The organism is Streptomyces sp. NPDC002787 (assembly GCF_053592095.1).
The window spans coordinates 138,336-153,299 of the sequence record NZ_JBSFVC010000005.1 but is presented as its reverse complement, the minus strand read 5'-3'; the positions used below and the strand labels follow the sequence as shown (position 1 = coordinate 153,299).

The following is a 14,964-nucleotide window of genomic DNA, read 5'->3' as shown; positions in this document are numbered from 1 at the left end:
CGGTACCTCAGGCCCCCTTGGCCGCGGTGCGGACCAGGACGAGGCCGCCGTTCGGACCGGGAACCGCGCCCTTGATGAGCAGCAGACCCTTCTCCGCGTCAACGGCGTGGACGGTCAGGTTCTGGGTGGTGACCCGCTCGTTGCCCATGCGGCCCGCCATGCGGAGGCCCTTGAACACACGGCCGGGGGTGGCGCAGCCACCGATGGAGCCGGGGGAGCGGTGCTTGCGCTGGGTGCCGTGTCCGGCGCCGAGGCCCTTGAAGTTGTGACGCTTCATGACACCGGCGAAGCCCTTGCCCTTGCTCTTGCCGGTCACGTCCACCTTGACGCCGGCCTCGAAGACCTCGGCGGAGATCTCCTGGCCCAGCGTGTACTCGGAGGCGTCCGCGGTGCGGATCTCGACGAGGTGGCGGCGGGGGGTGACGTCGGCCTTGGCGAAGTGGCCCTTGAGGGGCTTGTTCACCTTGCGCGGGTCGATCTCGCCGAAGGCGATCTGGACCGACTCGTAGCCGTCGACATCGTTCGTACGGACCTGGGTCACGACGTTAGGGCCGGCCTTGACGACGGTGACGGGAACAACGCGGTTGTTCTCGTCCCACACCTGCGTCATGCCGAGCTTCTCGCCCAGGATGCCCTTGATCTGCTTAGCCATTCTCAGCTCACCGACCCTCAGAGCTTGATCTCGATGTCGACACCGGCCGGGAGGTCGAGTCGCATCAGAGAGTCAACGGTCTTGGGGGTGGGGTCGAGGATGTCGATCAGGCGCTTGTGCGTGCGCATCTCGAAGTGCTCGCGCGAGTCCTTGTACTTGTGCGGCGACTTGATGACGCAGTACACGTTCTTCTCAGTGGGCAGCGGCACCGGGCCCGCGACCGACGCACCAGTGCGGGTCACCGTCTCGACGATCTTCTTCGCCGAGGAGTCGATGACCTCGTGGTCGTAGGCCTTGAGCCGGATGCGGATCTTCTGTCCCGCCATGGCTACTCAGTAGTCCTTTGTCTCGTTTAACGCTCTGGAACCCGGTGTTCCTTGATCCGCTTCTCCGACCCACGCGGTCGGGCGTGTCGCACTTCCGCTGACACAGATGCCCCTTGTTCGAACATCCCCTGTCCGGGAAACACGGCCCTTCCTGCAACCGCGAGCCGGGGGCAGAAGCCCACCGGGTGCCTGGCCGGCGCCGCACTGACACTTCCCGAAAGATTCCCGTACGTCCGCCCCAGCGCTGCCATCAGGCAGTTGGGGCGACGAGTACTGTGGGACTCGCTTCCGGTCCTCCCGGCGGGAGGCGCGCAGCATCAACACTCGACCGAGCAACCCCGCTAGTCTGCCATACGGCCCAGCACCTCCGCCAATCGAGCCGGAGAGATTACCCCGAGAGTGACGCAGGTCAAACCCGGGCCGCGGACCCGGTCGGGGTTCCGGGCCGCCCGTAATCCGTTCGCCCGCTGTCACCCGGCGCTCCTACGCTGATCAGGTACCGCCCTCACGTGCGGCGAGGGCGGCCGACACGGGGGACGTTCACCATGCGTACGCACTATCCGCGGACCAGGCATCTGCCCTGGTCGCCCGGCGCGAGTGCCGATGATCTCCGGGTCACCGATCTGTCGGGGCTGCGGGGACGCGAGGTCGTCGTGAGCGAGAAGCTCGACGGCGAGAACACCACGCTGTACGCCGACGGTCTGCACGCGCGCTCGCTCGACTCCGCGCACCACCCCTCCCGTACCTGGGTCAAGGCGCTCCAGGCCCGGATCGGCCCTGCCATCCCGGAGGGCTGGCGGGTGTGCGGGGAGAACATGTTCGCCCGGCATTCGATCGCGTACGACGACCTGGAGAGCTGGTTCTACGGCTTCTCGGTGTGGGACGCGGAGGGGCGCTGCCTGGGCTGGGACCGCACGGTGGCCTTTCTGCGCGGACTCGGGGTTCCCGTGCCGCGCGTGTTGTGGCGGGGCGTGTTCGACGAGAAGGCGTTGCGCGCCCTGCGGCTGGATCTCGGGCGGCAGGAGGGCTACGTCGTCCGGGTCGTGGACGGCTTCGGCGCGGAGGAGTTCGGTTCGCGCGTGGCCAAGTGGGTGCGGGCCGGGCATGTGCGGACGGACACGCACTGGATGCACGCGGCCGTCATCGAGAACGGCCTCGGGGCGGGGGCTCCGCTCTGGGCGGTGCGTTCCGGGGCGACCGTGGACGCGGACGGGCCGGCGGAGGCCGTCGGGCTGCCCGGCGAGGGAGATCGGGAGGCCGTGGCCCGCTTCGATCCGGCGGGGCGGACCGGCGACGACCGGCTCGTGGGCGTACTGGCCGCGCTGCTGCACGACCACGGGGGAGCCGGACGGCGGGCGCGGATCACGGCGCGACTGGCCGGGGCCGTGGGCATGCCGCTCGCGCGCCGGGTCGCCGACCTGGTGGGGCTGCATCCCGCACTGCACCGGCCGTATCCGGACGAGGACCGCCGGACGGGCCTGGCGCGGCTGTCCCTCGCCGCCGACCTCGGTCTGCTGCACGCGGTCGCCCGCGCCACAGCGGCGACGGACGAGGCGCGCGAGCAGGTGGAGTGGTCGGCGCTGCACGCCGAGGAGGTCGCGGGCCTCGACGACGGTGCCCTGCGGGAGGCGTTCGCCGGGCTGTCGGCCGACGCGGCCGTCCGCTGCCGGGCCGAGGCGCGGGAGGCGTACGCGCGGGGGCGGATCAGTGGTGCCGATGAGGCCGTCGCCGCGACCTGGCGGTGGCGGTCGGGGGCCTTCCCGAAACTGATCCAGCTGGTCGGTCCGGCCGGCAGCGGCAAGAGCACGTTCGGCCGGGGGCTCACGGGCGTGGACGCGTACGTGTCGCTGGACGATCTGCGCGAGGCGCGCGGCGCGCGTGCCGACCAGCGGGCCAACGCGGACGTGCTGCGTGCGGGGCTCGACCGGCTGGACGGGGCGCTGGCCGCCGGCGGGACGGTGGTGTGGGACGCCACCTCGCTGAACCACCAGCAGCGCTCGCTGGTGCACGCGGTCGCCCACCGCCGCAACGCCCTGATCACCCACGCCGTGGTCCTGGCCGACGAGGACGAGCTGGTCCGGCGCAACACCCGCCGCGAGCATCCGGTGCCGCCGGAGGTGCTCACCGCCCAGCTGCGCCGCTTCGCCCCGCCGTATCCGGGCGACGCGCACCGCACCTGGTACGTCGGGGCGAGCGGGACCATAGAGGAAGAGGTCTGAGGAATCGTGCGTACGAGCGAGGAGATCTACCACCGGGTGCGCTGGGACGCGCGCTTCGACCCGGCCCGCTTCGTGCTCGGCGTGCTGCAGCGCGGCGCCGCGCCCAAGCGCGTGCCGCTGCCCGCGTTCGTGCCCGGCGGCGAGATCCCCTGGCACCGGGTGCTGTTCTTCGAGGCGGACGGCGAGGTGATCTGGGACCGGGCCACGGGTGTGGACCGGATCGACGCGACGGACGCGGGGCGCGTACGGGAGGCCCGCATGCTCCGGGCGCCGTTCTTCACGGCGCGTACGCCGTGCGCGTGGGACGGGGAGGCGTGGGTGCCCGCGACGCGTCCACCACGCGGGAGCGCGTCCGGCTCCGGGGGCGTACGGGTGCTGACCTGGAACACCCTCTGGGACCGGTACGACGCCGATCTCATCGACAGCGCCGGCCGCCGGCCGTTGCTGCTGCGGGCCCTGCGTGACGCGGATGTGGACGTGATCGCGTTGCAGGAGGTCGAGGCGGACCTCGCGGCCATGCTGCTGCGCGAACCCTGGGTGCGGGCGGACTGGACGCTGGGTACGGACCCGCGCGGGCGGGACGTCGACGCGTGCGGGCTGCTCCTGCTGAGCCGGTTGCCGGTCCGCGAGGCCGCGTTCCACGAGCTGGGCCCGCACAAGGCGGTGACGGCGGTGGTGGTGGAGACGGCCACGCTCCCCCTCGTCGTCGCGGCCACCCACCTGAGCAGCGACCACTCCGCCGACGGCGCCGGTCGCCGGACCGCCGAACTGGCCCGTATCGCCGAGGGGTTGGCGGGCCTGGACGCCGACCTGCTGCTCCTCGGTGACTTCAACGACGGCGGCGACACCCCGCAGGTGACCCTCGGCATGCGGGACGCCTGGAGCGAGACGCACGGTGCCGCCGACGCGACCCCGACCTTCGACCCGGCCGCGAACCCGCTGGCCGCGATCTCGTCCCTGTCGGGGCGGGCGTCCCGGCTGGACCGGGTGCTGCTGCGCGGGGAGGGGCTGCGGGTCGCGCGGGCCGAGTTGTACGGGCAGGAGCCCACGGCGGAGGGGCTCTACATCTCGGACCACTACGGGGTGCGGGCGGAGGTGACGCCGGACGGTCGCCCGGGAACGGACACCCCCGCGCGCCTCGACCTCCGGCCGACGGCCCGTACGGCACTGGCGTGGCTGCCGCCCGAGGAGCTGTGGCCACCGCTGCAGACCATCCGCCGGGACCACGACCCGCAGATCCACCGCTGGCCCCCGCACGTGAACGTGCTCTTCGGCTTCGTACCGGAACACGCCTTCGAGCAGGCGGCCTCGGTGCTCACGACGGCCACGACGAGCCCGTTCGACGTCCGGCTGGAGGGCGTGCAGTGGTTCGGCCACCGGGACGACGCGACGGTGTGGCTCGACCCGGCGGCGGACGGCGAGGAGCCCTGGGCCGAGCTCCACCGCACCCTCGTACGCCACTTCCCGCACTGCCGCGGCCGCCACGAGGGCTTCACCCCGCACCTGAGCCTGGGCCGCACCGCGGACCCGCACGTCCTGGCCGCCTCCTGCGCGGCCCGGCTCACCCCCCTGTCGGCCAGGGTCGGCGAACTGGCCCTGCTGTCGCGACGCGGGGACGAGCCGATGCGGGTACGGGCGACGGTGAGCCTGGGGACGGGCGAGGTGCGGTGGAGGGAGGAGCGGGCGCCGGACGAGGTGGGAGAGTCCGGCGGGGACGAGGTGGCCGATCGGATCACCCGCCTCGTCGCGGACGCGTTCCCCGAGGGCGTCGTGCGTGTCGTCGGCTCCCGGCGGATGGGCTGCGCACTGCCGGGCGCGGACCTGGACCTGGTGGCGGCGCTGCCGGGCACGGTCGAACTCACCGCGGTACAGGCGCGGTTGACGGAAACCTTGCATGAGGACGCTGCCGTGCGCGAAGTGGTCGGAGCACGCGTACCCGGCCTGCGGTTGCGGTGCGACGGGCTGGATGTGGACCTGGTCGTCGTGGCCACGGGATCGCTGGACCCGGCGGAGGCGGTGGACCGGCGGACCGACCTGGGTGAGGCGGCGGCGATCGCGCTCAGCGCGGTGAGCGACGCCGACGCGGTGCTCGCCTCGGCGGGCGCCCACGGGCCGGCCTTCGCCCGGCTGGCCAGGGAGGTCAAGGCATGGGCGAAGGCCCGGGGCCTGGACTCGGCACCGTTCGGCGGTCTGCCCGGCCTGGCCTGGTCCGTCCTGGCGGCCCGCACGGCGAGCGAGGCCGGCCACCTGCCGCCGACGGACCTCCTACGGCACTTCTTCGCGACGTGGGCGGCGTGGGACTGGCGCGAGCCGGTGGGAGACCCCGGGGGCACCCCCGGCCCGCTCCCCCTCACCATCACGACCCCCTCGGCCCCGGTCCGCCCCTGCACGGACCAGGTCACGACGGGTATGCGGGACCTGATCACGCAAGAGCTGTTCCGGGCCTGGGAGTTGCTGGAGGAGGGCCGCCCGTGGCCCGACGTCCTCGCCCCTCCCCCGCTTCACCGTCGCCACGCCGCCTGGGCGGTCGTGACGGTGGGCGCGGGCGCGGACGAGGGGCGGGTACGGGGCCGGATGCGGGCCCTGGTCACCGACCTCGCCGAGGCGGCGCCCGACTGCCACGCCTGGCCCCGCCCCTTCACCACGGCCCCCGCCCGCTACGCCATCGGCCTGGGCCCGACCCCACCGACCGCCGACGAGCTGGCCGCCGTGGCGGAACGCCGGCTACGCGGTCTGTCGGGGGTCACGCTCACGCGGGCCGAGGGTGGCGAGATCCCGACCCTGTACTGAGGTGGTCAGCGCACGTCGACGTAGTCGGCCGCGCTGGTGGCGACGCCGGTCGTCGAGTTGCCGTAGTACACCCAGCGGAACGAACCGTCGGTGGACGCGGTGACCGTGGTCTTCAGGCCGCCGGTGCTGCTGGTGGTGGCCTTCTTGACCGTCTTGAAGGTGTCGGTGCCCTTGGCGCGGAACTGGAGGCTGACCGTACGGCCGCTGTAAGCGTCGTACGTCTTGGTGCTCCAGTTCGCCCGGGTCAGCTTGCCCGTGACGGTGATCGTCTTGCCCTTGGTGACCGGCTCCGGCGAAGCGTTGGCGGTGGCCTTGGCCGCGCGCTTGAGCTGAGCGGTCTTGGAGCGCGTCTCCAGCTCCTCGGTCTTGAGGCCTCCGTCGGCCTTCCACAGGCGCAGCGAGACGCCGACCTTCCAGGTGGTGGCGTCGCTGTTGGAGTCGACGTGCTCCTGGCTCGGGTGCGGGTCGATGTAGAGGTTGCCCTCGCAGCGGGCGCGCCTGGAGTCGATCTCGTAGCAGGTGTAACTGCCCGGCTGGATGAAGTTCTCGCCGGTGTCGGCCGCCGTCTTCATCGTGCCGCGGTAGAGGAACGGGTACGCGTCGTAACGGGAGGGATCGGCGGTGCTGTACCCGGACGGCAGAGCGATGCTGAAGGATATGGGCGGCTCCACCTCCTGCGACGTGCCGACCACGATCGGCTTGCCGTGGTTGATGACGATGTCCGACACGGTGATACCGGTGTCCGCCGCGTTGGCCGCCGGTGCGGCCAGCACGGAGAGCCCGAGCGCCCCCACGAGCGTGGCCACCGCGACGGTCCGTCTGCCTGTCTTCATTCACACCTCTTCGGAGGATGCCTGTATGGGAGGCGGCAGAGTATAAATGGCTTGATCATGCTTCTCGGGCGGCATACCTCACGAAGTGGGCCCGCGACTCAGGTGGCGCGAGAGCATGTCGGCCTCCCCGAGGGGTGAGCCGCGCCGGGGAGGGGCGAGCAACAGCCGCCCCGCCCCGCTGCCACCCGGCCTCACCGCCCCGCGGCCAGCCCCTCTCGCAGCGCCCCATACGCCGGCTTCCGCCCGTACTCCTCGTCCATCGGTGTCGCCGAGCCCTCGCCGTCGAAGACCCCAGGCACCCACGAGTACCGGTCCGTGAACCCCCACACCGTGAAGGACCTGCAGCTCCGCGCCCCCAGGCACGCGTCCAGCAGCCGCCGGTAGTAGTCCGCCTGGGTCGCCTGCTTCTCCTCGTCCACCGGCAGGATCATCCGCACGTCGACCTCGGTGAACGCCGTCTGCAGACCCAGTGCCTCGAAGCGGGCCAGGTTCTCCGCGACCTGCCCCGGGAAGCCGTACTGGATGGCGAGATGCCCCTGCGCAGCGAAGCCCTGGACCGGCACGCCCTCCGCCCGCAACCGTTTCGCCAGTTCGTAGTACGCCGTGGACTTCGCGTTGACGCCCTCGACGTTGTAGTCGTTGAGGAAGAGCTTCGCCCTGGGGTCGGCGGCGTGGGCCCAGCGGAAGGCGTCCGCGATGTAGGAGGGGCCCAGCTGCTGCAGCCAGATCGAGTTCCGCAGGCTGCCGTCCTCCTCGAAGACCTCGTTCACCACGTCCCACTGCTGGATCTTCCCCTTGTACCGCTTCACCTCGGTGGTGATGTGCTTCCGGAGGATCCCGCGCAGCTCCGCCGCGTCGATCGAGCCGTCCGCCACCCCGGTCGTCAGCCAGCCCGGCAGCTGGCTGTGCCAGACCAGGGTGTGGCCGCGCACGACCTGCCCGTTCCTGCGCGCGAAGCGAACCAGGTCGTCGGCGGCCTTCCAGTCGTACACACCCCGCTGCGGCTCGACCGACTCCCACTTCATGACGTTCTCGGCGGTCACCGAGTTGAACTCACGGACCGTCGTTCTGCGGTAGGTCCGGTCGTCCGCGAGGGCCGCCATGTCGACGGCCGTACCGATACGTACCCCGGCCCGGTCGGCAAGCGTCCTCAACGACGGGCCGGACTGTCCGTGCGCCGAGGCCGGCTGCACGGCCACCGCCGTGGACAGCAGAGCTCCGGCGACCACCCCGAGCACGGGCAGGCGAAAGCGGTTCATGTGCGTCATCTACGGGTCCCTTCTCAGATCCGGTGGCTCTCCAGCGGCCCCAGATACGTCGGCGTCAACCCACCCGTGTCGATCACCAAGCGCTGCAACACCACCGTCGGATCGACCATCCAGAACTTCAGCCGGTGCACGCCGGGCCCGGCGATCGCGTGCCGGGTCGCCGTCACGTTCACGTTGTCCGACGTGTTGCGCGCCCACTGCTTGTTCATGAGCCCGTCGTCGGCCCCGGTGACGGCGTTGATGTCGACGAGCTGCGGAGTCCCGGAGTCGAAGGACACGGCGTACCGCAGGCCGCCCGTCGCGAGGGCCGGGTTCCGCGGCGAGACGTACGCCCAGACCGTCACCTCGTCCACGGCCGACAAGACGCTGACCTCGTACTCCAGGCGCGGCCCCGCCCCACCGGGCGTCTGCCGAGCCGCCGTCACCGGCCAGGGAGTGACCCCCGCCCCCGTACGCCCGATCCGCTCGATCCGCCGCCACCGCACCCGCCCGTCGGACGACCCCACCGCCCGCGCGTGGTGCTCCGCGTCGATCGCCACGTACCCGCCCGCCTCCACGAAGCCCTTCAACCCTCGCGACTGCCGAGCCGACGGCTTCTCCGCGACGGCCTTCACGGTCACCGAGGCCCCGGCGCCGGACACCGTCAACGACGCCTCCGCGCCGCCTGCCGGCACCCGCCCCCAATCCACCCGCACCGCCACCCGCACCTGCTCCTCGACCCGCCCCCGCGACCGCTCCACCACCAGCCACGGCACCGACGACTCGATCCGGTACGAGAAGGGCGTACGCCCCCGGTTGAAGATCTCCACGTACTGCTGGGGCCTGGTCTGGTACGGGCTGAACACCGGAAGCACCGCCTCCGCACCAGAGGCACCGCCCCCGGGCCACCACTCCCCCGAGTCCTCGCAACCGTCGACCGCCACCCCCAGCTCCGCCGCCTCCGGCACCTCGATCCGCCGCACCTTGGGGAAGATCTCGTCCGGCAGCGCCACGTTGTTCTTCTCCGGCTGCTGCCACCCGGCGTTCGGGCCGTAGCGCTCCACATCCCCGTACCCGATGTGCGGCTGCGTCTGGAAGCCTCGCCATTTCCCGCCCGCCACCTCGGAGTTGAAGCGGTCGGCCAGCGCGAAGTCCCGCTCCAGCCCCGCCTCGGCCGCCGACGCCCGGCCGTTCGTCGCCGCCCGCCCCTGCCCGGCATAGAGCAGGTTCTTGAACTCGGCCTCCCGCAGTCCGTACAAGTTCGCCGTGGCCAGCACCGCGTACCCGACCAGCTCGAACCACGCGTCCCGCGTGCCCGCCGGAAGCCGCCGTCCGACCCGCTCCGCCCGTTTCGCCAGCGCCCGCCACTCCTCCGTGACCCGCTCCAGCTCCCGGTGCCCGAAGTAGAAGGGCGTCTCCTGGTCGTCGTAGACGATCGCCCGCTCGTCCTTCGTCGGGTCCTTGGTCTCATCGAGCGTGATCCGCCGGTTCAGCAACTCGGGCTTCCGGCGGGCCTGGAGCTGCCCGTACTCGCTCAGCACCTCGGCGACGTCCGAGGCGGCACCCGCCCCGAAGTTCTGCCGCGCGAACCCCCGCTCCCACTCCTCGAGCCGCTCCAGCCTCCAACGCCCCGGGTTCCAGGCGTAGTTGAGGAAGAACTCGGTCGGCAGCTCGTTCCCCTTCAGATCCCCTACGTTCGCCACCCACAGGCCGTGATTGCCGTAGGCGTCCGCCTCGTGCAACTGCTCCCACAGATTCGCCAGGTTCGCCGTGTCGACCCACTTGTAGTTCCGTCCGACCCCGACGTAGTCGAAGTGGTAGTACAGCCCGTAGCCCCCACGTCGTACGGGTGCCCCCGGATCGGGGTGCTTGCGGATGTTCCCCCAGTTGTCGTCCGTGAGGACGACGGTCACGTCGTCCGGCGCCCGCAGCCCCCGGTCCCAGTACCGCTGGACCTCCTTGTAGAGGGTCCACACCTGCGGAGTCTCGGACGCCGGCCGCCCCGTCACGTCCTCGATGATCCTCCGCTGTGTCGCGATGATCTCCTGCATCAGCTCGATGCCGTCACCGTCCGGCAGGCTGGTGTCGCCGTTCCCGCGCATGCCGAGCGTGACGACACCCTCGAAGTCCTGCTCCACCATCCGCTTGATGCCGTCCCGCCAGTACGCCCTGATGGCCTCGGCGTTCCGGCGGTACGACCACTCCCCGGTGCCCCCGTAGGGGTCACGCCCGGGGGTCACCACATTGCCCGCGCTGTCCCGCACGGCCGGCACCGCGTGCCGGTTCCACTCCTCGATCCCCCGCATCATGGGCGCCTCATGAGACGTGCCCATGACAATCCCGTATTCCTTCGCCCGCGCGTGGTTCTCCGCGTCGTCCTCGGCGAACGCCCGCCCCCACACCGCCGGCCAGACGTAGTTCCCCTTCAGCCGCAGCAACACCTCGAAGACCTTGGCCCAGAAGTCAGCGTTGAAGCCCCCGGGATGCCCGGGCGCCTTGCCCGGCCCGAAGTACGCGGGCGCCCAGGTCCCCAGCGCCGGGTTCTCGTCGTTGATGAAGATTCCCCGGTACTTCACCACCGGCGTCCCCTGACTGAACCGCCCCGCCCGCACGAACACCGCGTCCCGGTGGACCGGCGGCACATCGTCCCACCAGTGCCAGGGCGAGACTCCGATCCCGTACGACACGTCGTACACCCCGAAGATCGTGCCGCGCGGATCGCTCCCCGCGACGACGAAGGCCCGCTCCACCCCCGGCATCGGCCGCTCGACGACCATCTGCAGCGAGGTCTCCCACCTGCCCCGCACCCCGCCGACATCCAGCTTCCCGGCGGCGATCAGCCCGTCGATCAGCGGACTGCGCCCGATGGTCCCCACCAGGACGACCTCGGACGCCATCGCACCCCCCGGCCGCACCCCCGTCACCCGCTCGATGTCGTCCCGCAGATCCCCTGCGACCCGTACGACTCCGGGGTGATCCTCGGGGCTGACGACGACCGGGGCCCCCACCAGCGACATGGCTCCCCCGGTGAAGGAGACATAGGCCCCGGGATCCGTCACCCGCACCCCCGAACCCACCAGGTCCGACCCCGCCGCGTCCGACACCGCCGCGTCCACCCCCTCCGCCCGCGCGACCCCGGAGAGCGCCGGCAGCGCGGCGACCCCCGCACTCGCCCCGAGCAACGCCCTACGACTGACGCTCCACGCCATGACGCACCCCTCCACCCGAATTTGGTCAGCGGCATGACAAATGGTGAACGGAGTGGCCGGTGAGGGGAATGGGTCGTCAGCGTCGAATAGTTTCGGAGCACCGGCGCAGCGGCCGGGGAACAGCGAAAGGGCCCGTACGACCGAAGTCGTACGGGCCCCTCCAGGAGCTCAGCTGATGCTGGAGCTACCAGGTCAAGTCAACAGGACTTACTTGTTGATCTTGGTGACCTGGCCGGCGCCCACGGTCCGGCCACCCTCACGGATGGCGAACTTCAGGCCCTCTTCCATGGCGATGGGCTGGATGAGCTCCACCTTCATCTCGGTGTTGTCACCCGGCATCACCATCTCGGTGCCCTCGGGGAGGGTCACAACGCCCGTCACGTCCGTCGTACGGAAGTAGAACTGCGGACGGTAGTTGTTGAAGAACGGCGTGTGGCGGCCACCCTCGTCCTTGGACAGGATGTAGGCCTGGGCCTCGAACTCGGTGTGCGGCGTGACCGAACCGGGCTTGATGATGACCTGGCCGCGCTCGACGTCCTCGCGCTTGATGCCACGGAGGAGCAGACCGACGTTCTCACCGGCCTGGCCCTCGTCGAGCAGCTTGCGGAACATCTCGATGCCGGTGACCGTGGTGGTGGTCTTGTCCTGCTTGATACCGACGATGTCGACGGTCTCGTTGACCTTGAGGACACCACGCTCGATACGACCGGTGACGACGGTGCCACGACCGGTGATCGTGAAGACGTCCTCGATCGGCATCAGGAACGGCTTGTCGACGTCACGCTCGGGCTGCGGGATGTTCTCGTCGACGGCCTTCATCAGGTCGAGGACGGACTGGCCCCACTCCTTGTCGCCCTCAAGGGCCTTGAGCGCCGAGACCTTGACGACCGGCAGGTCGTCGCCCGGGAACTCGTACTCGGAGAGCAGCTCACGGACCTCGAGCTCGACGAGCTCCAGGATCTCCTCGTCGTCCACCATGTCGGCCTTGTTAAGGGCGACGACGATGTACGGAACGCCGACCTGGCGGGCCAGGAGCACGTGCTCCTTGGTCTGCGGCATCGGGCCGTCCGTGGCGGCGACAACGAGGATGGCGCCGTCCATCTGCGCCGCACCCGTGATCATGTTCTTGATGTAGTCCGCGTGACCGGGGCAGTCGACGTGGGCGTAGTGACGGGTCTCCGTCTGGTACTCGACGTGCGCGATGGAGATGGTGATACCGCGCTGGCGCTCCTCGGGAGCCTTGTCGATCTGGTCGAACGCCGAGGCCTCGTTCAGGTCCGGGAACGCGTCGTGCAGCACCTTGGTAATGGCGGCCGTGAGGGTCGTCTTACCGTGGTCGATGTGACCGATGGTGCCGATGTTGACGTGCGGCTTAGTCCGCTCGAACTTCGCCTTCGCCACTGGGGTCCTCCTGTGGAGTGGTTCTGAACGCCTTGCTTCATCGGCGCCAGGTGATCTTTGCTGGATGGCCCGGATCCCCGGGGCATTCCTTCCGTCTTGCGGCGGAATGCCCCGTGAGGCTCCGGAGTCAAGCCTACGGCGTGTGAACGCGGTGCGTTACTCGCCCTTGGCCTTCGCGATGATCTCCTCGGCGACGTTCCGCGGAACCTCGGCGTAGGAGTCGAACTGCATCGAGTAGCTTGCGCGACCCGAGGTCTTGCTGCGGAGGTCTCCGACGTAGCCGAACATCTCCGAGAGGGGCACGAGGCCCTTCACGACGCGGGCACCGGCCCGCTCCTCCATGGCCTGGATCTGACCACGGCGGGAGTTGATGTCGCCGATGACCTCGCCCATGTAGTCCTCGGGCGTGGTGACCTCGACGGCCATCATCGGCTCGAGGAGCACGGGGGACGCCTTGCGCGCGGCCTCCTTGAAGGCCTGCGAACCGGCGATCTTGAAGGCGAGCTCGGAGGAGTCGACCTCGTGGTAGGCACCGTCGAGAAGCGTGACGCGGACGCCCGTCATCTCGTACCCGGCGAGGATGCCGAACTGCATGGCCTCCTGCGCACCGGCGTCCACCGAAGGGATGTACTCCTTCGGGATACGGCCACCGGTCACCTTGTTCACGAACTCGTACGACGCGTCGCCGCCCTCGATCGGCTCGATCGCGATCTGCACCTTGGCGAACTGGCCGGTACCACCAGTCTGCTTCTTGTGCGTGTAGTCGACGCGCTCGACGGCCTTGCGGATCGTCTCGCGGTAGGCGACCTGCGGCTTGCCGACGTTGGCCTCGACCTTGAACTCACGGCGCATACGGTCGACCAGCACCTCGAGGTGCAGCTCGCCCATACCACCGATGATGGTCTGGCCCGTCTCCTCGTCCGAGTGGACCTGGAAGGAGGGGTCCTCCTCCGCGAGACGCTGGATGGCGACACCCAGCTTCTCCTGGTCGCCCTTGGACTTGGGCTCGATGGCGACCTGGATGACCGGCGCCGGGAAGTCCATGGACTCCAGGATCACCGGCTGCTTGTCGTCGCACAGCGTCTCACCGGTCGTGGTCTGCTTCAAACCCATGACGGCGATGATGTCGCCGGCGCCCACCGACTCGATCTCCTCACGCTTGTTCGCGTGCATGCGGTAGATCTTGCCGATGCGCTCCTTCTTGCCCTTGACGGAGTTCAGCACGGCGGTGCCGGACTCCAGGCGGCCCGAGTAGACCCGGACGAAGGTGAGCTTGCCGAGGTGCGGGTCGCTCATGATCTTGAACGCCAGCGCGGACAGCGGCTCGTCGTCGGACGGCTTGCGCTTGACGACCAGCTCGGGGTCCTTCACGTCGTGGCCCTCGATGGCCTCGACGTCGAGCGGGGTCGGCAGGTAGCGCACGACCGCGTCGAGCAGGGGCTGGACGCCCTTGTTCTTGAACGCGGTGCCACAGAACACCGGGGTGACCGTGGTGTCGTTGGACTTGCCGGACGCGATGGTGATGCGACGGATCGCGGCGTACAGCTGCTCCTCGGTGGGCTCGACGCCCTCCAGGTACAGCTCCATGATCTCTTCGTCGTTCTCGGCGACGGCCTCGACGAGCTTGCCGCGGTACTCCTCGGCAGCCTCGGTGTGCGTGGCCGGGATGTCGACGACGTCGTACATCTCACCCTTGGCGGCCTCGGCGGACCAGACCAGGGCCTTCATCGTCACGAGGTCGACGACGCCCTTGAAGTCGGCCTCGGCGCCGATCGGGAGCTGCATGACGAGCGGCTGGGCGCCCAGGCGGTCCGAGATCATGTCCACACAGCGGTGGAACTCGGCGCCGGTACGGTCCAGCTTGTTGACGAAGCAGATGCGGGGCACGCCGTAACGGTCGGCCTGACGCCACACCGTCTCGGACTGGGGCTCCACACCGGCGACGCCGTCGAACACCGTCACGGCACCGTCGAGGACGCGGAGCGAACGCTCCACCTCCACGGTGAAGTCGACGTGACCCGGGGTGTCGATGATGTTGATGGTGTGGTCGACGCCCTCGAGCGGCCAGTGACAGGTGGTGGCAGCAGAGGTGATCGTGATGCCACGCTCCTGCTCCTGCTCCATCCAGTCCATGGTGGCGGCGCCGTCGTGGACCTCACCGATCTTGTACGAAACGCCGGTGTAGAACAGGATCCGCTCGGTGGTGGTCGTCTTGCCCGCGTCGATGTGGGCCATGATCCCGATGTTGCGGACCCTGGCCAGGTCAAGCGAAGTGGTAGCCATAAGG

9 protein-coding genes are annotated in these 14,964 nt (G+C 70.1%); 2 read left to right on the top strand and 7 right to left on the bottom strand.

Annotation, left to right across the window (positions count from 1 at the left end):
- Window positions 1–7: 7 nt before the first annotated feature.
- Both rplC and rpsJ read right to left on the bottom strand, forming a co-directional pair.
- A complete protein-coding gene (gene rplC / locus ACWD26_RS08685; RefSeq protein ID WP_005481233.1) occupies window positions 8–652 on the bottom strand; it encodes a 50S ribosomal protein L3 in 645 nt (214 codons plus the stop codon).
- 17 nt (window positions 653–669) lie between these two features.
- Window positions 670–978, bottom strand: coding sequence for a 30S ribosomal protein S10 (rpsJ, locus tag ACWD26_RS08680; RefSeq protein WP_003948644.1), 309 nt, complete (start codon window positions 976–978; stop codon window positions 670–672).
- A gap of 545 nt (window positions 979–1,523) precedes the next feature.
- On the opposite strand from rpsJ, the gene ACWD26_RS08675 reads away from it, so the two are divergent.
- Together ACWD26_RS08675 and ACWD26_RS08670 are read left to right on the top strand one after the other, a co-directional pair.
- The gene (locus tag ACWD26_RS08675) at window positions 1,524–3,197 is read left to right on the top strand and encodes an RNA ligase family protein (RefSeq protein ID WP_451267648.1); all 1,674 of its coding nucleotides are present in this window, start codon (window positions 1,524–1,526) and stop codon (window positions 3,195–3,197) included.
- Window positions 3,198–3,203: 6 nt separating this feature from the next.
- Entirely contained in the window at window positions 3,204–5,987 is a 2,784-nt protein-coding gene (locus ACWD26_RS08670; protein WP_451267646.1) for a poly(A) polymerase, read from the top strand.
- A 5-nt stretch (window positions 5,988–5,992) separates the two neighbouring features.
- On the opposite strand, the gene ACWD26_RS08665 is transcribed toward ACWD26_RS08670, so the two are convergent.
- The 5 genes from ACWD26_RS08665 to fusA all read right to left on the bottom strand — a co-directional run bounded on the left by ACWD26_RS08665 (window position 5,993) and on the right by fusA (window position 14,960).
- Window positions 5,993–6,820, bottom strand: coding sequence for a hypothetical protein (locus ACWD26_RS08665; protein ID WP_451267644.1), 828 nt, complete (start codon window positions 6,818–6,820; stop codon window positions 5,993–5,995).
- Between the two features lie 191 nt (window positions 6,821–7,011).
- Window positions 7,012–8,088: an endo-1,4-beta-xylanase gene (locus tag ACWD26_RS08660; RefSeq protein ID WP_451267642.1), complete on the bottom strand. Its 1,077-nt coding sequence runs from the start codon at window positions 8,086–8,088 to the stop codon at window positions 7,012–7,014.
- A 14-nt stretch (window positions 8,089–8,102) separates the two neighbouring features.
- Window positions 8,103–11,276, bottom strand: a complete 3,174-nt coding sequence (locus ACWD26_RS08655; protein ID WP_451267640.1) for a glycosyl hydrolase 115 family protein — start codon at window positions 11,274–11,276, stop codon at window positions 8,103–8,105.
- 207 nt (window positions 11,277–11,483) lie between these two features.
- Complete coding sequence (gene tuf, locus ACWD26_RS08650; RefSeq protein WP_033528329.1) at window positions 11,484–12,677, bottom strand: elongation factor Tu; 1,194 nt, start codon at window positions 12,675–12,677, stop codon at window positions 11,484–11,486.
- Between the two features lie 156 nt (window positions 12,678–12,833).
- Window positions 12,834–14,960: an elongation factor G gene (gene fusA, locus ACWD26_RS08645; RefSeq protein WP_451267637.1), complete on the bottom strand. Its 2,127-nt coding sequence runs from the start codon at window positions 14,958–14,960 to the stop codon at window positions 12,834–12,836.
- Between the last annotated feature and the right edge of the window lie 4 nt (window positions 14,961–14,964).

Coding starts and splice junctions, on each gene's coding strand:
- rplC (WP_005481233.1), bottom strand. CDS start 652: ATGGCTAAGCAGATCAAGGGCATCCTGGGCGAGAAGCTCGGCATGACG.
- rpsJ (WP_003948644.1), bottom strand. CDS start 978: ATGGCGGGACAGAAGATCCGCATCCGGCTCAAGGCCTACGACCACGAG.
- ACWD26_RS08675 (WP_451267648.1), top strand. CDS start 1,524: ATGCGTACGCACTATCCGCGGACCAGGCATCTGCCCTGGTCGCCCGGC.
- ACWD26_RS08665 (WP_451267644.1), bottom strand. CDS start 6,820: ATGAAGACAGGCAGACGGACCGTCGCGGTGGCCACGCTCGTGGGGGCG.
- ACWD26_RS08660 (WP_451267642.1), bottom strand. CDS start 8,088: ATGACGCACATGAACCGCTTTCGCCTGCCCGTGCTCGGGGTGGTCGCC.
- ACWD26_RS08655 (WP_451267640.1), bottom strand. CDS start 11,276: ATGGCGTGGAGCGTCAGTCGTAGGGCGTTGCTCGGGGCGAGTGCGGGG.
- fusA (WP_451267637.1), bottom strand. CDS start 14,960: ATGGCTACCACTTCGCTTGACCTGGCCAGGGTCCGCAACATCGGGATC.